Origin of the sequence: Fulvivirga lutea (assembly GCF_017068455.1) — a bacterium.
In the GTDB taxonomy this organism is placed as follows: domain Bacteria; phylum Bacteroidota; class Bacteroidia; order Cytophagales; family Cyclobacteriaceae; genus Fulvivirga; species Fulvivirga lutea.
Window position 1 is genome coordinate 2363682 of the sequence record NZ_CP070608.1, and the last position, 24761, is coordinate 2388442.

Consider the following 24761-nt stretch of genomic DNA (forward strand, 5'->3'; position numbering starts at 1 on the left):
TAATCAAATTTTTCGTTTGTCGAATCTAAAAACATAAAAAAGACGAGGCAGCAAGCTTGGAATCTGAATCAAATAATTACTAGTGTAAGATTGTAAGAAATTTAATTATCATTGTTTATTGTGAGATGCAACCATTAGATTATTAACTGGTCTTTGGATCAAATGAAAATATTTAAACTATGAAGAAGTACATATTAAGTCTTGTGATATTCAGCTTCGCAATTGGGTCTTTCGCACAGGAAGTAGAGGAGAGAAAATTATCATCTTTTGATGAAGTGCAAGTGTCTCAGGGTATTGATGCTTACCTGCAAAAAGGAACAAAAGAATCGATAAAAGTGGAAGTAAAAGGCATACCATTGGAGGATGTACTTACTGAGGTTTTTGGAGATCGTTTAAAAGTACATTTGGTGAGAAATAGATGGCGAGATTATTCGGTAGTTGTTCATATAACTTACGTAAAGCTGGAAGAAATTTCAGCAAGTAGTGCAGCAAATGTAGTAGGCAGAAATAAGATCCAGTCAGACAGGTTAATTTTGGATGTATCGAGTGCGGCAGATATTGAGGTTGACGTGGAGGTGAACGAATTAACTGCGGATGCTTCCAGCTCGGGTGATATTGAAGTATCAGGTAAGGCTAAATACTTTGAAGTTGACGCCAGTAGTGCAGGGGGAGTAGATGCCTATGATTTGGAAGCAGAAATTGTTAGAGTGGATGTAAGCAGTGGAGCGGATGCAAGAGTTTACGCAACAAAAGAAATTGATGCTGAGGCGAGCAGTGGTGGCAGTGTTCGGTATAGAGGTAATCCAGGTAAATCGAGATCGGATACCAGTAGTGGCGGCTCTGTTAGAAAGTCTAATTAATTACAACCCTGACGGTTCCGTCAGGGTTTTTTTATTTCTATCTTGGTGGCGTATGGCCAATAAGTTTCGCAAAAAGATAGAAGAAAAGATTCTGAAGCCAATCATTGGCTTCTTAAAACAGGGGATGACCCCAACAAAGCTCGCTTTGTCCATCAGCCTTGGGTTTTGTTTTGGCTTATTTCCAATAGTTGGTATTACTACTTTACTCTGCCTCATTATCGCCTTTGTCTTTAAATTGAATCTTGCGGCAATCCAGTTGATCAATTATTTGGTTTATCCTTTTCAATTGGTTGTACTAATTCCATTAATACACCTTGGTTCTAATATGTTAGGTGTTAACCCAATACCTTACTCCATACAGGAAGTTATGGATTTAATAAGTGAAGATTGGTTGAAGGCAGTTGAAATGCTATGGATGGCCACACTTATGGGAATGTTTGCCTGGTTAGTAACCATTGTGCCAGCTAGTTTTATTGGATACTTTATTTTAAGAAGTATCTTTCTAAAAATGGCAGGTAAGCCTAGCGATGATTAAAATCTAAATATAACTTTTGTAAATAAGCACGACCTTTTTGTTTGCCGGTGTCGTTGGCTCCTTCATTAGTAATAAATTGCTTTCCTGTATTGTCGTAAATTACTTTCTCATTTTTAGACAAGTAACCTACTCCATTGTTGTAAATAAATATAGCAAACGGGTCTAAATTATCGGAAAGCATGTTGTTGCTAAAAATGTAAGATGAATCCTGAAAGCCTAATTGCGCAAACAGAGTGTTGGCAATGTCTGTTTGTGTTCCGTAATTATGAATTACGGTATCTTGTTTGTTAATAGCACCACCTAACCAAAGCATTGGAATTTTAAATCGGTCAGGATTTGAAATACCTTCATTGCCAGGCATAAAATGTCCATGATCTGCAGTGATAATAATTAATGTACTGTCCCACCAATTGGTTTGCTTGGCCTTTGCAATAAATTCCCCGAGACTCTTATCTGTATAATATGCGGAGTTTTTGAACATACTTTCATTATCATCACCTTCAATGACTGTTTCCATTGGCACTTCAAATGGCTCATGACTACTTTGTGTCATCATGATTTTAAAGAATGGTTCTTTTACCGCCTTGGCTTCTTCCAAAAACTTATCGAATACGAAATGGTCATGAACGCCCCATTTGGAGGTATTATGTTCTGGCGGAAAATTCTTGCTGTGTGTTACCTTATCAAATTGCCCGTTAGTGAGGTACGATTTGAAATTAGCATAGTCGATATTATAGCCATAAGTAAATTGAGTTGCATACCCTCTGGCCTTTAAATTTTTGTTGATATATGGTAGCGTACTGGTTTTTTTAGGGAATTTGATGATTGAACCAAGTGGTTGTCTTGGGTAGCCGTTAAGAACGGAAATGATGCCCATGTCGGTTCTATCTCCTGAAGAATAGAAATTATCAAAAAGTATTCCCTCATGAACGAGATTATTAATGTTTGGTGTAATTCCCGGCAATCCGCCTAGTGGCTCAATAAACCTGAAAGAATAACTTTCTAGCATTATAATCATCACATTGGGCTTTTTAACATTCAAAAGTTTTAAGCCAGTGGTGTCCTGCACAATAAGATTTTCAAAAATGCTATCTGATAAATCCTTTTCAAGATAGTTTTCAGGGTACTTTAATCGATTAATTTTTCTTACGGCATAGCCAAAATTGTATACAACATTAATTGCCGAATGATTGGCAAACATATTGGAGTCATGGAAATAAACGGTTCCTGTGTTTATTGGGGCCACTCCGGTGGTGCCGCGAATTGGTGCAATTAGAAGCCCTGTCAATAATAAAATAACCAAGCTAGACTTATATTCAGATTTTTCAAGATTGGATATAGCCGATCCGATAAATCTATGGTAACAGTACACTGACGCAGAAAAGAACAATAGCCAGAAAGTAACCATGATGATGGTTGTTAACGGATCACCTGATCCTGCCGCTTCCTTGCCTATATATAGTAATGGAGTTGCATCCATTCTAAAGCTCCAGTGGCTGTAAAGTTCCATGTCTAATACCACGATAAAAGAGCTAATAAAAAGCATTAAAGTGGTATAAGCCAACAGACTAATTTTTAGAACTTTTGAATTAAAGTAGGTGGTGAGTGTTATTAACAGTCCTGGTATTAATGTGAAATATCCGGCTACTGTTAAGTCTAACCTCGCCCCATTGAGCATGGATAGTATAATATCACCAAAGCCCATAGCAGCTGTATTTTCATATTGATACACCATGAAAAACACTCTGGAGATTTGAAAAAACACAAACCAGAATAAAAAATAGCTGAGAAATAGCTTTATGCGCTGAGCCATACTTAAAATTTTCCGCAAAGAAAATGTTATTAAATGGGTCTTACAAATATTGATTAATTATTAGCAGTAAGTAGAGCAGATAGTTCCTGAGGAGTGTCCACCAAATAATCAGGATGAAAAGAACTTAACACCTTTTTGGTATGGAATCCCCAAGTTACACTCACTATCGGTAACCCGCATTGCTGTGCTGCTTCAATATCTCTGGTTTCATCACCAATTAAAAGAATTTGTCGAGGATCTAATTCATACTCTTTTATAAGAGCATTAATGGTTCTGTACTTTTTGAATAAGCGGATGCCGGTAGAATAATATGAAAACGATTCTGTCAGTCCGTGATTATCGAGAAACGTTTTAGTGTTTTGTAACGAATTGCTGGTAACAATACCAAGCTTATAATTTTCAGCAAGGTCTTTTATTACCTCTACCATTCCCTCGAAAGGATGTAATTGATCTATGCTTTTTGATAAACTCTTACGAAAGGCGGAGGCCACAAACGGAAGCTTAACCAACGATATACCAATAGCTTTAATAGCATTTTGAGTGGATAGATTTCTGTAAAAATCTAAATCCTGTTTATCAGCAATTTGTTTGTATCGGAATTTATGAGATAATTGATTTGATATTTTTATGCCTAATTCGAGCGTATCGGCAATGGTTCCATCAAAGTCGAATATGATGGTTTCTATATTTTTAAGCTTATCAGGCAAGAATTATTGATCTCGTTGCTGTATCAATGGATAAACCATTTCCAGTGCTCTGTTCAAATGATTTTCATCATCAATTTCGCACCATGCGAGGCCTTCCACTTTTTTTATAAAGATATCTTTTGTCTTAGAAATACCAACGAAATCATCCTCATAATGAAAGCTACGATCACCCTTATCGTATAATTTCATAGCATAATCACACATGAGGTTGAAGGTGCTTAATGATATTTTGCTAATGCCTACCAATTCGCCTGATATGTGATTTAACTCTGAAGGTTTCTTGCTCATGTTGGTTAAATGAGACTGCTCATTAGCCTCAATGTACACTTCATCATTCGAGTTTGTTTTACCACTCGCTAAAACAATATCTTGGTGTGTGTCTGTAATTAAATGTGTAAGAGCTGCTTTTTCATAGAGCAAATCACCTTCGAGTAGTAAAAAATCTTCATTGATTAAAGATTTTAAATTGTACAGAGTGTACATGCTGCCTGTAGCCGCGTAATCGTCATTGCGATGTGTTTCTATTTGAGGAAACTCATTTTTAAGATTATCAAAGAACTCATTTAAATAGCCAGTACCAATGATGATTCGGGTAATTCCCTGGTTTAGTAAGTTTTCAATAGAGCGATGAATTAATGTTTTTCCATCAATTTCTAAAAAGGCCTTGGGCTTTTCTTTTGTTCGATCTTTTAATCTGCTGCCTAGTCCGGCAGCCAAAATAACAGCCGTTTTAATAGCGCCACTCATTAGTTTTTAAGAAAATTCATGAGCCGTTCTTTCACCTCGTGAGGTTTAATAGTTGGCCTGCCAAGTTCTTTTGGAGAACCTTTGGCTATTTTTAAATGAATAAAAGTGGCCTTTGGGTTTGATGACCAATTGGCAAGTTCATCTTTCAACTCATCTAAGGTGTTTACTTTAATAGCCACGGGGTAGCCGGTAGCATGAGCCACAGTGGCAAAATCGATATTAGGTGAAATGGTAGCCTGACCACCGGTAGAATCGTGTGTGCTATTATCGAGTAGGATGTGTAACAGATTATTCGGGTGGTAGTAACCATTGGTTCCAAAATTACCCATCCTCATTAGTGCCGCACCATCACCATCTATAGCTACTGATTTTATGGATTTGTCGGCAAGTGCCAAACCCAAAGCCATGGAGCTAATGCAACCCATGGATCCTACCATATACAAATTATTAGGCTTGTCTTCAATTTCGAATAACTCTCTGCCGGTTTTACCTGTTGTGGCTAATAATGCTGTTTTATTATCAGCCCAATTAGAAATAGCTGTTAAAGCTTCGGTTCTGGTAGGTGATACTTCTTCTTTATCCGAATGTTTTAATTCTTTGGCGAAAGTTGTTGAGATATTTTGTGTTTTAAGTGTCACCTCATCAAATGTGCCCTTCTTTACTACAAAGAAAAATGTCTTGTTATTTTCTATTGCTTGATTGGCTCTTTTAAGTTGCTCTTTAGCTTCATTCAAATCATTAGCCAGATATTCCCACTCAACCTCCATAGAGCTTAGCATATTTCCTGTGATTCGCCCCATTAATTCGTGCTGTGGTTCATCGTTCAGTCCTTCTTCGCCACGCAAGCTTACAAAGCCTAGTACAGGTAATTTAAATGAGTAATTCAATGAGGTAAGGGGAGAAGTAGCATTGGTTAATCCAGAGTTTTGCATCAACACCACAGATTTTTTACCTGCAAGATATGCACCGGCTGAGGTAGCTACTGCATCACCCTCATTCGCAGCCATTACATAGTCACACTCATTAATAGCATAATTGATGAGGTATTTAAGAAAGGAGCAAGGCACCCCACTGTAAAAATCAAAACCTAAATCTTTTAAAGCTGAGCCAAATTGTTGTGTATTCATTGCTTAAATTCTGAGTTTACCTGCTTCTTGATAATCAACCATAGTATCTACATCTAACCAGGCACCGCTAATGTATTTTACCGCAATTGTATGTTCTTTGGCGATTTCATTAAATAGATCAGTGCAAGTCATTTGTTTGAAATTCTTGTCTTTACTCAACGTATCTAATGCCTTTCTTACAATCTCAGATCCATTTGAATTAACCTTCCATAAACCAATAAATTCACCATGCGCTTTCTTTTCTAATTCAATACCCATGGACTTGAATTTGGCAGTGCCTCTGAAGTTCTTTTTACTATACTTCTTACTTGCTCTTACCAGATCTTTGTCACCCGTTGGTTTTTTGCTATCTGCATCAACAATCAAAGTAATGTCATTGGTATCATTCAATAATTCGTGAAGAACATATTTCTTAAAAATGATGTCTCCATAGCTGATAACGGTGTTTTCTTTTATTTCATCTTTGGCCAGATAGAGTGAATACAACTCTTTAGTAGAGGCAAAATCATCGTTATCAACTGCCTTGATGTTACCGAGGCTTATTTTGTCTTTTGCAAAACCTCTCACCACCGTAATATCCTTAATACCAACCTGATTAAATTCATCAATTTGAGTACTTAATAATGATTTACCATTAACCTCTAATAAGGTTTTAGGTTTGTCTTTTACTAACTCTCCCAGTGAACCCTGGCTAGCGGCAAGGATTATATTATTCACTTTTTTACCTGTTGTTGGTAAATACAGTTTTTCAGCTTCCTTCAACTCATCTGCACCTTGTATTCTAAACACCTCAGAAACGGTCACTACGTTGCCCTCTACATTTATCAATGATTGATCATCGTAAATCCGCTTCGTGGTGTCTTGCATTACCTTTATAGAAGCACGCATATTATGGTTCGCCCAAATAGCCATGCTTACACCTAAGTCTCTAAAATGATCTGTTGGCGTAGAATAATATTTTGTAGGAACAATAATGACAGGGCAACGGTCACCCCATTCTTTCATAAATGCATCAACATCTGAAGAATCAGCCTTTTTGCTGTGGCAAAGGATCGCATCAGCTCCGGCATTATGATAGGCATCTGCTCTTCTCAATGCTTCATCTAATCCCCAGCCTGCAATAAATGCCTCAAGTCTGGCCACCACAGAAAAATCAGGGTCTTGTTGAGTATCCTTTGCCGCTTTTATTTTGCCGGAAAATTCGTCAATATCTGCTAATGGCTGATTTTCACCGCCTATAAATGAATTAGTTTTAGGAAACAGCTTGTCTTCTATACAAACGGCTGCAACATCTCTTTGCTCCAGTTTTTTCACCAGCCTTCTCATGTTGTTGAAGTTTCCATAACCAGTATCGCCATCTAAAAGTATTGGAATAGTGGTGGCATCACTCATAAACTCCAGCACATCAAGTACCTGAGTCCAGGAGGCTTCGTTGTTATCTCTTACACCTAATGCCGCTGATATTGACAGACCACTGCCCCATATGCCTTTAAAACCTGCTTCTTCAACTATTTTTGCTGAAAGCCCATTATGAGCTTCCATTATAAATTCTAACTCCTTGCTAAGGAGCATTTTTCTAAACTGGGTAGTTTTTTTCATAGGGCACAAATATAGAAGGATTTTAGTCTTTGGGCGTAATTAAATAGCGATTGGAAGCTTAATAATTATGCAATCGTTTGTTCTAATTTCGCATAAGCTTGCTAATTGGAATCTCATTCGGATGTAAGGGCATTTTTGATTTTATTTGCAGTCCATGAAGCCGTATGCATATCAGTGTAAAGATTATTCTTTGCTTACCCCCTTGTTTAAAAAGATATTTATTGAGCCTTTAATAGGCTTTATTCCATGGGCGATACCGGCCAACATTATTACTATAATCTCAAATGCCTTCTTCTATATAGCGCTTTACTTTTCGTTTGATATTTCACTATTAGGAAACGCCACGTTCTTTGTTATTCCTTTATTGCTGCTACTATATTTAATAGGTGATCACCTAGACGGTGCACAAGCTAAAAGGACTAAAACTGGTTCGGCTTTAGGTGAGTTTTGTGATCATTATTTAGATGCATTTAATAATGGGATATTGATGCTCATTTTGTTTAACTTATTTTCGGTTACAAACCCATATTTGGTAGCCGTTGTACTTGTTACATCATATTGCGCTCATGTAATTGTTTTCTATGAACAATTTAAAACAGGTTGGCTTATTTTTGAAAAGGTAGGATCGTTAGAAGGAGTCATCCTGGCTATTTTTATCATTATGGCTGCCAGCATTGAACCTGTTTATCAATTTTATGTTAACCCATTAATTTTTGGTTATTCTGCCATTGAATTACTGCTTATTGGTATAAGCATTGGAGCTGTAGGCACATTTGTAAAAACAGTATTAAGAACACCCAATGTGCGTTATAGTATTTGGATGTACGTGGTAATCGTATCATTAATTGCTTATCTGGGCAATTATGTGTTCAGTGTTGCAGAGTTAACAGCTGTAGTTACATTATACTCTTCGTTATATCTGGGTAAGATCATGCAAGGTCATCTTATTGATGGTATAGAAAGAAGCCCCGGTCTATTTACACCATTGTTTCTTATTATCATTATGGGAGTTCCATCGCTATATGAGGGGAATACACTTACAGTTTTAATCATCTATTTAGTAGCTAGTATTTTATTATTGATTTATAGAACATTCCAGTCCTTAGGTAAATTTTGGGTTTGGGTTAATCCTCGTTTAGAAAATGAAATTAGTTGATAGAAAAATATTGTTGAATCCTGGTCCAGCAACTACTACGGATACAGTTAAAAATGCGATGGTGGTAGAAGACATTTGCCCACGCGAAGAGGAGTTTGGCAGTCTGATTGAAGGTATTAAGACCGATCTCGTAAAGGTTGTACATGGCGAAGGTGCATATAAATGCGCATTATTTGCAGCTAGTGGCACCGGTGGATTAGAAGCAGCAATTACATCGGCTGTGCCTGAAGGTAAAAAACTATTGGTTATTGAAAATGGTGCCTATGGCGCTAGAATGGTAAAAATTGCGCAGACTTTTGGCATCGAAGTGGTACATTACCAACTGGAATATGGTGATTATATTGATGTTGCCACAGTTGAAAAATTGTTAGCAGAGGATCAAACAATTAGTCATTTGGCAGTTGTTCATCATGAAACAACTACAGGAATGCTCAATCCTGTGCAAAAAATTTGTGATATTGCCCATAACCATAAGGTAGAAGTTATTGTCGATTGCATGAGCTCTTATGCCGGCATTCCTATCGACTTGCGTGAATGGAATGCAGAATATATTATTTCTTCCTCAAACAAATGTATACAGGGAATGGCAGGCCTTGTATTTGTGATTTTCAAGGAATCTCTTTTGCCATCATTAGCGAATCAAAAAAGGTCTTTTTATTTCAATATTTACAATCAGTATGTAGGCTTTGAAAAAACGGGACAGATGCAATTTACACCACCAGTGCAGGTGTGCTATGCCTTAAGACAGGCTATTAACGAATACTTTGAAGAAACAGAGCAGGGCAGGTGGAATAGGTATCAAAACAACTGGGATGTTTTAGTGGAAGGGTTACAAGACTTAGGCTTCTCATTTTTACTACCTTACGACCAGCAATCTAAAATTCTTTTGGCCATTATAGAGCCTAAAAGTGAAAAGTATGATTTCGATGAGATGCATAACTTCTTGTACGAAAAAGGTTATACAATTTACCCCGGTAAAGGAGCTAAGAAATCCACATTCAGATTGTCAGTTTTAGGAGACTTGCACGAAGAGGATATCAATGGATTTTTGAGCGAGTTGAAAAGATATATGGGCTCTTTATGATTTTTATTTTAAGGGGTATTTGATTAACTTATATAACTCTAAAAATCATCCCAACATGAAAAAGTTAATCATAAGCCTGTTTAGTATCTTAATTTTATTTACTTACTCATCGTGTGACGATGAAGAAGAAAACACCGTAGCCACTGAAATTGTTGTGCCTGAAAACTTTACAGTTGATATACCATCTTCTATCAGTACGGACGCCAATGGAGGCTTAACAGGTAGAACTGAAGGTGATGGTGATGGGATAATTGAGGGCAATGAAATTTATCAGGCCGTGCCATTTTTTATATTTATTGGGGAAGAAAGTGCACGAATTATTGAATTGATATTTCCTATTGCTGCCGCTCTCGAACAGCAAAATGTGCAAACTTTAATTTATACAAGCGATGATGACGGGCGAGATAAAGAAGTAACGATAAATAGAAATGTTACCAGAGGAGGAAAAGAATACGCATACGAATTGACTACTTTTGATGTATTGGACAATGCTCAGGCACTGCAAATGCTTTGGAACACCGAGCCTATAGAAGGGATAGCCATTATTAGTCCTTATCAAATTGATCATACAGATGACTCTGAACCAGATGCTCTTTTACGCATAGACTATTCAGAAGATGACCCTGATTACGAAGCAACAATGACTGTATATATATCAGGTATAGATCCAGAAGTGGATGGACTTGATAACTTAAAATTATGGGCTGGTAGAAATGGTAACGTTGTTGATGTGGTTGGAAACTCTAACCATCCTGGATTCGTATTATTTGATGCTAATTTTACTGGTGGTCGTAATTATGCGTTTGTTGGTCGCGGAGATGAAACAACAGATATTGGGGTAATAAATTTGGCGTTGCCGCCATCAAATGTGACGACTAATAATATTTTAACAGAATATTCCGTCTACAATGTTCTTTTTGGAGAAATAGATGCTGTAGCTGGAGGTTTCTTTACTCCTGAAGAGATTGATGATATTTTGGCAGAAGCTAATTCTCCTGCTTATTTTAACGATGTTCAGGGATTTATTACTTCAGGTTTGGATAATCAGCCAGCTGGATTTTCTAATGAATTCATAGACTTAAGTAATCTAACGCCTTTTGTTCCCAATGATATAAGAACCTTAGAAGTTCAATTTATTATCAATTAACTACTTTGGAATTATTATAGTGAACTTCGTATAAACATTATATTCACTTTCAACTTTAATACTTCCACCTAATTTTTCGATAGCCATTTGCGATAAGTATAATCCTAGTCCACTTCCTTTGGACTGGTCTGACCCACGATGGAACATATTAAATACCTTATCTATATGTTCTGGGGGTATACCAGCACCATTATCAGTAAAAGTGATGGTGTATTCAGTCTCACTTTGAGCCGTAGTGATATTTATTTCACACGGCTTTCCGCTATGTCTAAAAATGAGTGAGTTTTCCATCAGGTTGGTAAGTACTATGGCGAGCAGAAAAGGATCAGTTTTTACCTGCAATGTGGTTTCGAGGTTGAAGGAATATTTGGCTGTATCCTCAGGATCTAGAAATTTGATGGTATTTCTAACATCTGAAATCATTACAGGTAGGTCAATAACACTCTTTTCCACTTCGCAGTTAATTACCTCATGCACCTGGGTAAGCTTGGCTAGCAACTTATTCATGTCCTTAGCCACCAACTCAATTAAGTTATAATACTTAATGTCATTAGGGTTGCTGGCTTCTAATTTAGCTAAAGAAGTTAGTCCGTTAATTCTACTGATGGGGCCTTTCAAGTCATGCGATGCCCTATAAATGAAAGTATCTAACTCAGCGATAGTAGATTGCAACTTTTTAACCGTGACTCTAATTTCAGAAGTACGCTCATCCACTTTTTTCTCTAAAGAAGAATTGAGCTCTTGTAGCCGTTCATTAATACTTAGAATTTCTTCCTGCGATAATTCCAACTCCTGATTTTTTTCATTGATATCATCTCGCTGCTGCTGGATTTCCTCAAACTGTTCTTTAAGTTTTTCGTTCTGCTTTTCTATTTCTTTTTTCTGAGATAGCACTTCGAAAGTTCTATCTGCTACAATGAGCTTCAGTTTTCTGCGCTGCAACCTTACGCGGTAAGAATAAGCCAAAACAATAAACCAGATACTTAAAACACCACCTATAGCAAACAAGGCATAGGCCCAGGTTGTCATATACCAAGGAGGAAGAATCGTAAAAGTGTAGGTGGCTGTAGTTCCTTCTTCTTTAAATACATTTAGAGATTTCACTTTAAATGTATATTGGCCCGGAGAAAGGTTGGTATACTCTTTTGTGGTTTCCTTAGTCCATTCCGACCATGTTTTATCATAGCCCTCCAAGGAGTAGGAATACTTAGTTTTCTCAGGTAGCTCTAAAAATGTAGCAGCGTATTCAAATCTGATTGAGTTATAATCATACGTTAGGCTAGGTATTGCCTCTTTGGTTTGATTGGTGCTAATTCTTGGAATCGTGTCTGATGACGTATAGACAGTGTAGTATCCTCGTGATAAAGTTGAATCTATGCTGCTTACATTTCTTATCAGCGTGTTGAACTTGGTGTTGAGGTAGTTAGTGTTTTGAGTATCGAATTTGTAAATATTGTCAGCAGTGGTGAAATAAACGTATCGTTTGCCATCGTAATCGATATCCTCAAGTTCTCGAAATGGGAAGTTGTTGAATTTGTATGACTCAATGTGGTAAGAATTTGCAGAAAAATTTACTTCATATAAAAACTTCTCATTTAGATTATTTTCTCCAAATACTATATAATTATCGCCTATTTCTTGAATTGCCTTTATTATGCCCTCTTTAAACGTGTAAGCATATTCGAAAGAATTCTTTTTAGTAGAAAATTTATACAATTTATTTCCTACTGTGGTGAATATCTGGTCATCAATAATGAGTAAAGAACACTCTCTTTTGAAGTCTAAACCATCAATGTTTGAAAATTTCTCAAATGTTCCATTATCCACATTGACAATAAATACCTCTCCAAATTTAGTAGTAAACCATGCTTTTCCATTATGAATTTTTGAATCATAAAAAACAGGATGTGGTAAGTTCAATCGTTTGATTTGTTTCAGCTCATTATTACTAATTTTAAAAAGATAGGTGTCACTTGATTGACTGACAAGTAAATGGTTTTGGTCTATAAATTTTACAAATGCTGTGATTGGAAGGTTTATGCTATCAACTATTTCTAAATTTAGATTGAGCAATTGTATACCCTGCCTTGTGCCTAAAATAATTCGATTATCTAGAACATCCATACTTTGAAATAGATCAATAGCTAAGTTCGTTTGTTTATCTTCTTCTATTTTTATGATATGCTTCGAAGTGGCTGTTAAAAACATATTATTATGCAGAAAAGTGACTTGGAAGGATTCTTGTGATTGACTAAAGTCTTGGATTTGCCATGGAGACCCAATTTTGACATGTGAAAGTCCGTTTGTGGATGTGGCCCATATGTTACCAAGACGATCTTCTTCGGCATGTCTAGTAAAGCCATCTGCAAGGCCATTTTCTTTATTTAATGAAGTTATTTCTAATAAGTTTTTGTCAAACAGTTGAATGCCATTTTCAGCATTAGTAAATAAGAGTGATGAGTCCTTTAAAAAGAATGGGTATAGAATTTTATCATTTACTTTAGATTTGAAAATGTTTGGTCCGATTACATTCCCATCATCATATAAAAAGATAAAGCTGTTATTTTGTTGAAAAACGGATGCAAGTCGCATATCTTCTTGAGGTATTGAAGTTTTTAATACTCTTTTATTTCCATCAAACAGATATAATATAGAGTCACCTTGGGAGTAATATAGATTAGTTCGATCATAGAACATTCGTGTTCCATTTCCCAAGTAATCAATGCTATCTTTTTCTTTAATTTCCCAAAGAAAAATACCTTTGTTAGTACTAAATAAAACTAATTCATCTGTGCTGAAAATTCTCCATGTAATAAATGAGGATGGTATTTCAGGAACCAGTTTTGATAAGTCATTAAGCACAAATAACCCTTTACTATTAATTGAGATATAACCAAAGTGGTTTTTTCCACCATAAAGTAATAAATTATGTATTGAATCATAATAGATACAAGGTACGATCTCTCCTCCAAATTCTAGTCTCCATTTATTGCCATCATAGCTTATTAATCCTTCATAATTAGCCAGAACCAATAAGCCACTTTTGTGCTCTGTAATAGTTATGTTGGACCTAGAAGCATTAATATCAGTATTCTTATAGATTTTAATTTCAAGGCCTTCGTGAACTTGACCAATTGAGTTCAGCGATAGAGTTAGAAATAATATTGTTGATAGGTATCTGAGCACATTATCTGATTAGTCGTGCTAAAATATGATTTTGAGATAAATAAAAAAGGCTGTTTAAACAGCCTTTTTTATTTTACCAATATATTCGGGGGTATATTTAGTTGGCCATGTTTCATACCACTTTAATAAAGTGTCAGCACCAAACTTATCGTAAATCCTTGAATATTGATCCTTTAACTTCTCTTCTTGTTCTTGCAAAACCAGTGAAGGATTAGTAGATAATCGTTCATTCAATGCCATTTTTTCCTTATTGCTTGTAGGAACATGATGTATGAAACGATTGAATTTTCCCAAACAAAACTGCATGTATTGTTTGGTATGAAGTATAAAAGTATGCCACATCTCATCAATGATAAGTAGTGGTTTGTCAACAAAAAGACTTTGTCCTTCCTGACTCATATCGGAAGCTAATTCTAAAAACTTCTTTGTCTCTTCAAAGATTTCTTTAGCTTCTTCGTAATCAACGTCATATCTGTCCATGAAGCCTTGAATAACTACCTCCTCATTTTCTGCAAGAGAAAGTTCGTTATCTAGCTCCTTTTCAAGTATTTGCATCTTAATAAAATGATATCAGAGCGATGTGAAACTAATATTAAATTGCTCCGCAACCCGATGTGATACAAGCAGATAAATTAGCTTTATCTTTAGACAAGTTTTTATTAACCAAATTATTGATTAATTCTTCTTTAGTTGTAACTTTAGTAGATGTAGTTGATTTTAAAGTAGTCATTTTTTTGTATGATTTTGGTTGATTTTGTATTCGGCTGCAATGTTATGTTATGCTTGCATAATAATCAAATAACACTTTCTTAACTTCTCTATTCTTGAATAAGTGCAATGAATAGATTGCATTTGTATAGTTACATCATCCTGTAGAATTATTTATTTTGTATCAATCAGCATCTGATTAATTCTATAATCGAATGTGGATAACTTTTTTTAATTTTTTTTGTTACAACTCATCTCTTTAACGCACTCTTCAATTTCAATATCACCCTAATTTCTAATGATGTTTTCCTCTTTTAAGCCAAATGGGCGGATTTATGACCCCTATGAATCGAATTTTGCTACTTTTTTAACAAAATAGGGTTAAAAAATATATCTGATATCCAAAATCATTATATTTGCTACCGTTTTTAAACGAAAATTTAAACTAATAATCACTACATGGCACATTTAAGATTCAAAGCACTTGATTTGGCTAATAACAGGTCTAAAATTAAAGTGGAATCTCAGGGGAAAATTTCTGACTATTTTGCTTCCGATGTTTTTGGACTCAAGCAGATGCAGGAACTTCTTTCGCCTGATGTATTTAAAAAAGTTAAAAAAGCGATAGACGAAGGTCTTAAGATTGATGATGACACTGCAGATGCAGTTGCTTCAGCAGCCAAATCTTGGGCAATAAGTAAAGGAGCTACTCACTTTACACACTGGTTTCAACCACTAACAGGCTCTACCGCTGAGAAACACGATACATTTTTTGATGCGCATGCGGGAATAGAAAAATTTAAAGGAACTGCTCTTGTGCAGCAAGAACCTGATGCCTCTTCATTTCCAAATGGTGGTATTCGTAGCACATTTGAAGCAAGAGGCTATACTGCATGGGACCCTAGTTCTCCAATGTTCATATATGGCGTTACTCTTTGTATTCCAACAGTTTTTGTAGCGTATACAGGTGAAGCGCTTGACAATAAAGCTCCACTTTTAAAAGCTGTAGAAGCTGTGGATAAAGCCGCAACGCAGGTTTGCCAGCTTTTTGATAAAAAGGTTACACGCGTTAAAGCTTCTTTAGGTTGTGAGCAAGAATACTTTGTAATTGACAAAGCCTTATTCGCAAGCAGACCTGACTTGGTAATGGCGGGCAGAACGGTTTTCGGTCATAATCCTGCAAGAGGTCAGCAATTAGATGATCACTATTTTGGGTCAATACCACCAAGGATTTATGATTTTATGAAAGACTTTGAAACGTCTGCCTTAAAATTGGGAATTCCTGTAAGTACCAGACACAATGAAGTGGCACCAAGTCAATTTGAGGTAGCACCAGTATTTGAAGACATTAACGTGGCTACCGATCATAACCAACTTTTAATGGATGTGATGTCTAAAGTGGCTGAGCGTCATAGATTAAAAGTATTGTTCCATGAAAAACCGTTTGCAGGTTTAAATGGATCAGGAAAGCACAATAACTGGTCGCTGATTACCAATACAGGTGTGAATTTATTCCAACCTAGTTCAAGTGCCAGAGAAAACCTATTGTTCTTAACCTTCCTGGTAACTACAATCAAAGCGGTGCACGACAATGCAGAACTTCTAAGAGCAAGTATCGCTTCTGCAGGTAACGATCATAGGCTTGGAGCCAACGAGGCGCCACCAGCTATTATGTCTGTTTTCTTAGGGTCACAGTTGAATAGTGTACTTGACGAACTTGAGAAAAACGGAAATATAAAAGTTGAGAAAGGGGATAACATGTATATGAAGCTGGGTATCGATAAGATTCCACCGATTATACTTGATAATACAGATAGAAACAGAACTTCTCCATTTGCATTTACAGGTAATAAATTCGAGTTCAGAGCAGTAGGTAGCACAGATAACCCTGCAACACCAATGACTATTTTGAATGCGATTGTAGCTGATCAACTGAATGATTTTTATTCAGCAGTTCAAAAGGAAATGAAGAAGGGTACAGATAAGCGTTTAGCCATTGTTGGAGTGCTTAGAAAATACATTAAAGACTCTAAAAATGTTCGCTTTGAAGGTGACGGTTATTCTGAAGAGTGGGTGAAAGAAGCTAAAAAAAGAGGCTTAGCGAACGTAAAAGACACTCCAAGAGCACTTGATGCTTATTTAAGCGAGAAGTCAAGAAAGTTATTTGCCAAGTTGAATATTTTGAATGAGATTGAGCTTGAGGCACGTAATGAGATTCAGTGGGAAAATTATATCATGAAGGTTCAAATTGAATCGAGAGTGATGGGTGACCTTGTACAGAATCATATTATCCCTACTGCAGTAGCTTATCAGAATAAGTTGATTCAAAATGCGAAAGGATTGAAAGAAGTTGGTGTTAATAATAAGCAAGTGGTATCCACGATTGAGTCAATTTCGAAACATATTGAAATTTTGCACACCGAAATTGAAAATATGACCGAAGAAAGAAAGCGAATCAATAAAATAGAAGATACAAGAAAGAAGGCAATTGCCTATTGCGATGATGTGAAAGGTAAATACTTCGAAAAAATCAGATATTCAGTAGATAAGCTGGAGTTAGTGGTTGACGATGAGGATTGGCCATTAGTTAAATATCGTGAGATGTTATTCTTAAGATAACCAATTGATTTAGTGATTAGGAAAGGCGGGTGAAAACCCGCTTTTTTTTGTATCATTCTATTTCGTGTATTTACAGTTTCTCGCTAAACGAGATTATTTCTTAGCTAGAATACTGTCGTATTTGCTGCGTTCATTCAAAACTTCTATGGCTTTGGAAATGTCCTGATCTACATCAAAGGAAGACTCAATAGAACCTCTTTCAAGATAGTAACGGGAAGTGATTTCTTCTTCCAAGAGAGTTTTAATTTGAGATTTGAAATCATTTAAATCATTCGCCTTACTCTCTTCTAATGTCTTTTCAAGGTTTTGAATGGTATGTTCTATGTCCTGATAGTATTTTTCTTCCAGCGCATATTCTTTCAGTTTCTTTAGATTCTTTTCAACTTGGGTAGTGTAAGAGTAATCCTTGCCATTTAACCATTTTTTATAATCTTCATACTGAGCATCTGTTAAAGAAAACTCTTTTGCAGAGGCAATATTTGGGTTAGAATAATAGAATTCAGTAGCATAATCAAAAATGTGGCCTTTGGTGTACAATGCATAGGCAACAGGAGACATTGGAGATTTTTCTACTACAATATCAGGATCAATGCCACCGCCATCATAAACTGATCGATTATTTATCGTTCTAAACTCAGATTTAAGTGAGTCAGGTACTTTACCTACACTACCGTCTTCATTTCTGTGACTGTAGTCTAACGCCTGAATACATCTTCCACTTGGAGTATAATATTTGGCCGTTGTTACTTTTAACTGAGCATTATAAGTTAAAGGTCGAGTGATCTGAACGAGTCCTTTTCCAAAAGATTTCTGACCAATAATCACCGCTCTATCGTAATCCTGCAGAGTGCCTGCAACAATTTCGGAGGCTGAAGCACTGCCACTATTAATTAATACTACCAGCGGTATTTCAGTATCTACAGGTTGATTAAGGGTTTTGTAATCTTGATTATGATCTTCGATTTTACCTTTTGTAGAAACAACTTCTTTACCCTTTGGAATAAACACGTTGGTGATATTCACTGCTTCCATTAGCAGACCACCCGGGTTGCCTCTTACATCTAAAATGATCTTATTGGCACCTTGTGATTTTAACTTTATTACAGCTTCTTTTACTTCTTTTCCGGCATCTAATGTAAAGTCAGATAATTTTATATAACCGATATTATCGGATACCATGCCCATAAAAGGCACATTATTAATTTTTACTTTCTCTCTGGTGAAATTAAGTGTGATAGGTTCGGTTTTGCCATATCTTTTTACTGTTAAACTAACTGGAGTGTTGGCCTGGCCTTTCATTAAGTCTGCTGCCTCTTCTCTTTCCAGTTTAGTAATATCTATATTGTCTATTTTTATTACTTCATCACCTATTTTAAGGCCATTCTTCTGAGCAGAATAGCCCTCAACGATCATTGTAACTTTAATTTTCCCATCAATTTTGCTTGTAAGAGCACCTATTCCACCATACTGCCCAGTACTCTGCGTTCTGAAATCTTCTATATCATCTTCAGGTATGTAGTTGGTGTAAGGATCTAGTGAAGATAGCATGGCATCAATACCGGTTCTTATAACCTTATTAGGGTTTACTTCATCTACATATAAAGCATTGACCTCCTTAAAAAGTGTGGCGAAAATGTCTAGGTTCTTTGCTATTTCAAAATACCTTTCACCAGGGCTGGTGAATGCAAAGGCGGTAATTATAAGAACGATTGCGGCAATTAAAGCCTTAATTTTAATAGTTAATTTATTCATGCAGTACGCGTTTCTTTCGTATACGATATAACACTTGAAAAGGTATGTTTTTTACACAATGTAAAATTCAGGTGCCGAGTGTAAAACAAAAATTGGCTATGAAAAATTCTTAAAAACATCGCGTAGTTTTTTTAATAGAACTACGCGATGTTCATTTTATAGCTTTAAACTTAAAATCTTATGAGTTAAAAACAGTGGTCCAATAAGATTTTTTCTTATTGTTTCCATTATTCACCTTGCTCCTAAAATGAGCAACAGGATTGACCTTGTTCTCATCAAACTTGCCTTTAATGGTTAATTCGATACCAGTATTTTTAGCATGAATCTCAAAATCACTGATAATTTCAATTACATCAGGATGAACATATTTTGATTTCGTTATATCTATAACCACTTTACTGTTATCAGGTATCATATTCAAGGTCTGCAATATGCTTGCCTTGTTCAAAAAGGTAACATTTTCTGATAATTCTATGATAAATGGACCACCTTCTTCATGCTTTTCTACATAGCTAAAAGGAGTATTCAGGTTTTTTCTTAAGATTAAGAATACCGCAACCGCCATGCCTATACCAATACCAATTAACAGGTCAGTAAAAATTATACCCAGTATTGTAATCATAAACGGAACAAACTGACCACGTCCTTTGGCTTTCATTTCTCTGAATAATGATGGTTTTGCAAGCTTGTAGCCTACAAGGAATAGAATTGCTGCTAAACTTGATAGCGGGATCATATTCATGACACCTGGAATAAGCATCACACTGAATAAGATTAGTATACCATGAAAAAAGGCTGACATCTTTGTTTTACCACCTGATTGTATGTTGGCAGAACTTCTTACAATTACCTGAGTAATTGGAAGACCACCTATAAGTCCGGAAATAACATTACCAGTACCCTGTGCGAGCAATTCCCGATTGGTTGGGGTAACATTCTTTTCTGGGTCTAGTTTGTCGGTTGCTTCTACACACAATAGCGTTTCTAGACTCGCAACAATAGCTATGGTAATACCTATCAAAATAATTTCAAATGAAAAAATACGGCTCCAATCAGGTGTAGTAAAGAGGTTTGTAAAGCCCCCTTGTTCAGAGGCAATAGGAATAGTTACCATCTCATCTTGTGCTAGATTAAACCCTTCCATACCAATAAGCAACCTGCTTAAGATAATACCAGTAACAACTACCACTAAAGGCCCTTGAATAAGCTGAAAAAGCTTAATCCTTTTCATGAAATTTTGTTCCCAGAGGATCAAAATAATCATTGAGATTAGTGTAATGATTACTGCGGCAGGATTAATATCACCTAAAGAAATCCATATTTCAGTGAAGGTATTCTCACCATCCGACTGGAAAAATGATTCAACACCATCCGGAATAACATCGTGGCCTAAAGCATGTGGTATTTGCTTTAAAATAATAATAATACCAATGGCCGATAACATGCCCTTGATAACCGAATTGGGGAAATAATATCCAATAATACCTGCTTTACAAAAGGCTAGAATAATTTGAAATATACCACCCAGTACAACCGCAGAAAGAAATAGAGCAAACCCCCTTTCAAAATCATAAACGCCATCTGAATTGGTGCCAAGTTGTGTGATAGAATCGGCCACTATAACGGCCAAACCTGCAGCGGGGCCACTAACACCGATATTGGAACCACTTATAAGTGCAACAACAGTACCGCCAACAATACCTGCAATAATTCCAGAAAATAAGGGAGCTCCGGAGGCGAGTGCGATACCCAGACACAGTGGAACGGCTACTAAGAATACGACAATACCAGCAGGCAAGTCATTTTTTAAATTAGAGAATATGTCTTTCATTAGAAATAATGGAATTAAAAATTAATACAGTGGTCTCCTTTATTGGAGGGAAATTAGGCTACTATGGAATTTAAGCCTTAGGTGGTGGTAATGATGTCTCAAGTGTATGTTCACGAATATCCTTTAGGTGAAAACCAAAAGTAATTACTGATAACAATCTATTAGAAGAATCAGAAATCAAAGACCAATTTCTACTATGAGTAATTATCTCTTCCTCTTCTTCTAACTCGGGTAATACTGGTAATGGGTTTTTCTTGTTTTTAGCTTTTTGTTGAATGCAGGCATCTTTCCCCACCTCCTTATTTTCTAATGCGGTAAACACATTGGTACTAATTGCAGTGATTTGAAATGCCAGCAGGAGCGTTACGATATGGACTAATAGGTTATGTTTCATTACCTATCTCAAAGAAACGATTATTATTAAGATAAGTTAATGTAAATAATTAATAATATTTATGAGTAAGGTATTTTAATCAAAATGGATGATCAGATTAAAGAGTTAAAACCCAAATCTGATATTGCCGTAAGAATCGATTTATGAGAGAGTTGTTATTAATTGGAGGTGCTCAGGGGTTTATACTTTCTATTGGCCTATTGTTGATAAAAAAACCGGTCAATCAGAAAAGTAATCAGGTGTTTGCATTGTTTATTGCTTTAGTATCACTTTTTCTGGTAATCACATCTCAGCAACAGTTTTTTGGAGAATATCCTAAATTTTTTCTCACCAGCTATTTACTTATTTACCTCTATTGCCCCATTTATTACTTTTATCTTCAGTCACTTGTAAACCCTCATTGGAAAATTAAAAGGAGCCATCTGGCATATTTTTTACCAGCGTTAGTATTTCAAATACTGTTGTTTAAGTATTATGCTATGTCCAATGAAGAGCTTGTAATTGGCTTGCAAGAGTATGATTATGCTGATCTAATGCTAGTTGATATTATAGCAATAGCTTTTAACTTTTACATGATTTTTCGGTGCGAGAAGGTTTTAAAGCTCAATAAGAGGGAATTACCCATTGAGTCATCAGGTGTTGCTTTCAGAATTATTAACCTGATTCTTTTTTTGAGCAATATGGTGTGGGCTATATCATTGTCAAATCAATTTAGTTGGAGCTTCTTTGGTTTGTGTATACCGTTTTCCATTGATATCACCTATATAATGATGTCACTTTTTGTGATTCAGTTTTCCTACATGGTCATTGTAAAGAATTATTATTTCGCAAAACCTGAAATTCATAAACCAGAGAGTTATAAGCAAAATAATTATGACAAACAGGGTTTGGATGAGTTATCAGAAAAGATTTGTGATATTTTAAAAAGCCAAAGGCCTTATTTAAATCAAGAGTTTTCTTTGAAAGATCTTGCCGATTTATGCCAGACAGATAAGTTTAAAATATCTTACACAATTAATAATGTATTAAATACCACCTTCACTAATCTAATAAACAGAAATAGGGTAGAAGCATTTATTGAGCTTACTAATGATGATAAGCTCAAGCATTACAATTTTGTTGGTATTGCCCAGGAAGCAGGCTTTAAAACTAAATCGACCTTTTATAAATCTTTTAAGGAAATTAAAGGGTGTACACCTAAGGAGTATTTTTCCGCCTATGATAAACAGGGCGAAATACAACCCGCAATAGCCTAAAATCATCGGTTTTTAGTCCAAACAATTTATTCGGACTTCTTCAAACATAATTTTTAAGATCTTTCTAGCTTATCTCCGTACCCTTGAACACAGGTTATCACAAACCCTTTGCCTTTACTATTAATCAAGGGTGAATATTCAGTTATGGTTAAGGTGTTTAGACAACCCTATAGATACATCAAAACTTAATAGAATGAAAAGAACACAATTGTTAACAATAGTATTGTTGATACTCCTTACATCATGTCAAAAAGAGGCAGCTGTAGAAACAAAATATTATACACAACTGGCCGGAATTATATCACCATTTTTGGATTATAAACCTTGTGGTGAACTTGATAAGAGCGAGTTGCAAAAAAACAATTACTATGCTGTAAGCTATGATGAAAAAGACAGAATTAAGGAAATCAAATACTTTCGGCAAAATGAACCAAGCAATGATTCTTACTTCTATGCCCACAAAGTAGTTTATGATTATGATGATGATCAATTAAGCAGGACATACTTTGGAATAGATGGTAAGAAGACGAATATGTGGAGACATTATTATCAAGGAAATGGTGTGCACAAAGAGTTATTTCGCCTTAATGATAAAGGGCAGAGAATTTCATTACAAATGTTTGATACCCTTGGTTATCGAATTTCAAATGGTCTAAATATTTATCATTATCGTGCTCGACACCTTAACGATAGTCAATTTATTCAACAGCAGTTTGATAGCCTTGATAATGCGGTAACACTCACTAACTACTTCCCTTTTGTTAATGCAAAAATTGGAACAGATTCACAGGGTTATCTGCAAACAATAGATAATGTTGATGAATCTGGCAATCTGGCAATGCAAGACTCTGCAGGTTTTGGGCGCGTATGGTTTGATTTCGATCAATATGGAAATGAGCTGGGGTGGGCATTCTATGATATTGAAGGTAACCTGGCCAACAGGCAGCCCTATGGTAAATTAGACCATGGATATGCTATATGGATCTATGAAACGGATTGGTTAGATAGATCTTTAGGGCTTTCTTCAGGTTTTAATCAGAAATTATTTGATGAGGATAGCTTGCCCACTAATGACAATAGTGGAATACACCAAACACGATATAGAATGAATGATTATGGACAGTTAAAATCTGTAGAATATTTGAATTCGAGGAGTGAATTGGTACTAAATCCTGAAACAGGTTATGCAAGAGCTGAGATTCGATATGACAAATCAGGTAACCGAAGTAGTGTGATTAAATACGATAATGAAGGAAATGAAATCAATAAATAATAGAATGAAAAGAATAATAATGATCAGTGCCCTGGCATTTATAGGGGTGGCAAGTTACAGCCAAAGCAATGTTGAAATTGCGAACAAGTTTTTCGAAGCTTATGAAGCTCAGGATTTTGATAAAATGGCTTCCTATTGGCATGATTCAGTTAGAGGTCAGGATGTGGTTTATGGAGATTTGTTTAAAACACAAGATACATACTTTGGTAGAGAAACAATTCTGAGCTTATGGAAAGAAGCATTTCGTATTAAACCCAATTACATAAATATTGATATCCGTGAGCAGTTTACCAGTGGTAATTTTGTGGTTACAGATCAGCTTTTTGAAACATCCACAACGCGGGATGGAAAAGTAAATGTAATTCATGGTGAGATGATTACTGTATTCAAATTTGAGAATGGTAAGATTAGGGAACAGTACGATTTTGGCGATTACTATGCTTGGGATAGACAAACAAAGTCAGCTATGAATGGAATTCATAACCCAGAAAGAAAAGAAGAAAAGAATTTAAAAATAGCCAGGGATTATATTGAGGCTTATTCCAATAAAAACGCTGAGGGCATGGCAGCTTATTATGCTGATAATGTGGAGTTTAAAGACCTTACTGCAAAAGACGCCTTTGGTTCTACTAATTTTGAGCATACTGGTAAAGAAGAAGTGAAAAGTTTTTGGAAAAGTATTCTTGTAGACTCCAATCCTCCATATTTGAATGTGCAGGTAGATGGGGCATATTATTCAGGTAGTTATGTGATGCTCAATACCACATTTTCAATGGTGCTACCTGTTTCCTGGACCAATGGTAAAGACGATGTGTTTGTTAGAATACCTATTAAAACAATACTACAGATTAAAGAAGATAAAATTCTAAGACATTGGGATTTTGCCGATTATAATTCATATAATGAGCAAATAAGAGTTCAGAAGGGCAGGTAAACTAGGGTAAAATCCTACAGTTTTTATCCTCAA

The 24761-nt window shown here is 35.8% G+C and carries 19 protein-coding genes; 9 read left to right on the top strand and 10 right to left on the bottom strand.

Going from position 1 to position 24761, the window contains the following annotated elements; genetic code table 11:
• The first annotated feature begins 179 nt into the window (after positions 1-179).
• Positions 180-860 carry a head GIN domain-containing protein gene (locus JR347_RS10730; protein WP_205720604.1) on the top strand — a complete coding sequence of 227 codons (681 nt, stop codon included), beginning with the start codon at positions 180-182 and terminating at the stop codon, positions 858-860.
• Between the two features lie 52 nt (positions 861-912).
• A complete protein-coding gene (locus tag JR347_RS10735; protein ID WP_205720605.1) occupies positions 913-1395 on the top strand; it encodes a DUF2062 domain-containing protein in 483 nt (160 codons plus the stop codon).
• Here the strand turns inward: JR347_RS10735 and JR347_RS10740 are convergent.
• Genes JR347_RS10740 through aepX form a run of 5 tightly spaced genes read right to left on the bottom strand, consistent with a single transcriptional unit; the run spans position 1382 to position 7388 of the window.
• Entirely contained in the window at positions 1382-3208 is a 1827-nt protein-coding gene (locus JR347_RS10740; protein WP_205720606.1) for an LTA synthase family protein, read from the bottom strand. The two genes, JR347_RS10735 and JR347_RS10740, sit on opposite strands and share 14 nt — an antisense overlap.
• A gap of 53 nt (positions 3209-3261) precedes the next feature.
• Entirely contained in the window at positions 3262-3915 is a 654-nt protein-coding gene (locus JR347_RS10745; RefSeq protein WP_205720607.1) for an HAD-IA family hydrolase, read from the bottom strand.
• Positions 3916-3918: 3 nt separating this feature from the next.
• Positions 3919-4662, bottom strand: coding sequence for a phosphocholine cytidylyltransferase family protein (locus JR347_RS10750; protein ID WP_205720608.1), 744 nt, complete (start codon positions 4660-4662; stop codon positions 3919-3921).
• A complete protein-coding gene (gene aepY / locus JR347_RS10755) occupies positions 4662-5789 on the bottom strand; it encodes a phosphonopyruvate decarboxylase (protein WP_205720609.1) in 1128 nt (375 codons plus the stop codon). The genes JR347_RS10750 and aepY overlap by 1 nt, the downstream gene beginning before the upstream one ends.
• Before the next feature lie 3 nt (positions 5790-5792).
• Complete coding sequence (aepX, locus tag JR347_RS10760; RefSeq protein WP_205720610.1) at positions 5793-7388, bottom strand: phosphoenolpyruvate mutase; 1596 nt, start codon at positions 7386-7388, stop codon at positions 5793-5795.
• Between the two features lie 154 nt (positions 7389-7542).
• Here aepX and JR347_RS10765 point away from each other — a divergent pair, with 154 nt between their 5' ends.
• From JR347_RS10765 to JR347_RS10775, 3 genes are read left to right on the top strand one after another with little or no spacing between them, the layout of a single operon-like run.
• Complete coding sequence (locus tag JR347_RS10765; RefSeq protein ID WP_205720611.1) at positions 7543-8544, top strand: CDP-alcohol phosphatidyltransferase family protein; 1002 nt, start codon at positions 7543-7545, stop codon at positions 8542-8544.
• Positions 8531-9628 carry a 2-aminoethylphosphonate aminotransferase gene (locus JR347_RS10770; protein ID WP_205720612.1) on the top strand — a complete coding sequence of 366 codons (1098 nt, stop codon included), beginning with the start codon at positions 8531-8533 and terminating at the stop codon, positions 9626-9628. Before JR347_RS10765 ends, JR347_RS10770 begins: the two co-directional genes overlap by 14 nt.
• A gap of 55 nt (positions 9629-9683) precedes the next feature.
• Positions 9684-10775 (top strand): hypothetical protein, encoded by a 1092-nt coding sequence (locus tag JR347_RS10775; RefSeq protein WP_205720613.1) that lies wholly within the window; start codon positions 9684-9686, stop codon positions 10773-10775.
• Here JR347_RS10775 and JR347_RS10780 read toward each other — a convergent pair whose 3' ends face one another.
• Entirely contained in the window at positions 10776-13961 is a 3186-nt protein-coding gene (locus JR347_RS10780) for an ATP-binding protein (RefSeq protein ID WP_205720614.1), read from the bottom strand.
• 54 nt (positions 13962-14015) lie between these two features.
• On the bottom strand, positions 14016-14516 hold the full coding sequence (locus tag JR347_RS10785) for a glycine-rich domain-containing protein (protein ID WP_205720615.1): 501 nt from the start codon (positions 14514-14516) through the stop codon (positions 14016-14018).
• Positions 14517-15128: 612 nt separating this feature from the next.
• Between JR347_RS10785 and JR347_RS10790 the strand changes: the two genes are divergently transcribed.
• Positions 15129-17288 carry a glutamine synthetase III family protein gene (locus tag JR347_RS10790; protein WP_205720616.1) on the top strand — a complete coding sequence of 720 codons (2160 nt, stop codon included), beginning with the start codon at positions 15129-15131 and terminating at the stop codon, positions 17286-17288.
• A gap of 93 nt (positions 17289-17381) precedes the next feature.
• Here JR347_RS10790 and JR347_RS10795 read toward each other — a convergent pair whose 3' ends face one another.
• The 3 genes from JR347_RS10795 to JR347_RS10805 form a co-directional block, all read right to left on the bottom strand.
• Positions 17382-19040 (bottom strand): S41 family peptidase, encoded by a 1659-nt coding sequence (locus JR347_RS10795; RefSeq protein ID WP_205720617.1) that lies wholly within the window; start codon positions 19038-19040, stop codon positions 17382-17384.
• Positions 19041-19218: 178 nt separating this feature from the next.
• Entirely contained in the window at positions 19219-20871 is a 1653-nt protein-coding gene (locus JR347_RS10800; RefSeq protein WP_205720618.1) for a SulP family inorganic anion transporter, read from the bottom strand.
• A 70-nt stretch (positions 20872-20941) separates the two neighbouring features.
• A complete protein-coding gene (locus JR347_RS10805; RefSeq protein ID WP_205720619.1) occupies positions 20942-21265 on the bottom strand; it encodes a hypothetical protein in 324 nt (107 codons plus the stop codon).
• A gap of 143 nt (positions 21266-21408) precedes the next feature.
• Here JR347_RS10805 and JR347_RS10810 point away from each other — a divergent pair, with 143 nt between their 5' ends.
• The 3 genes from JR347_RS10810 to JR347_RS10820 all read left to right on the top strand — a co-directional run bounded on the left by JR347_RS10810 (position 21409) and on the right by JR347_RS10820 (position 24728).
• Positions 21409-22521, top strand: coding sequence for a helix-turn-helix domain-containing protein (locus JR347_RS10810; protein ID WP_205720620.1), 1113 nt, complete (start codon positions 21409-21411; stop codon positions 22519-22521).
• A 193-nt stretch (positions 22522-22714) separates the two neighbouring features.
• Positions 22715-23794: a hypothetical protein gene (locus JR347_RS10815; RefSeq protein ID WP_205720621.1), complete on the top strand. Its 1080-nt coding sequence runs from the start codon at positions 22715-22717 to the stop codon at positions 23792-23794.
• Between the two features lie 4 nt (positions 23795-23798).
• Positions 23799-24728 (top strand): nuclear transport factor 2 family protein, encoded by a 930-nt coding sequence (locus tag JR347_RS10820; RefSeq protein ID WP_205720622.1) that lies wholly within the window; start codon positions 23799-23801, stop codon positions 24726-24728.
• Positions 24729-24761 lie beyond the last annotated feature (33 nt).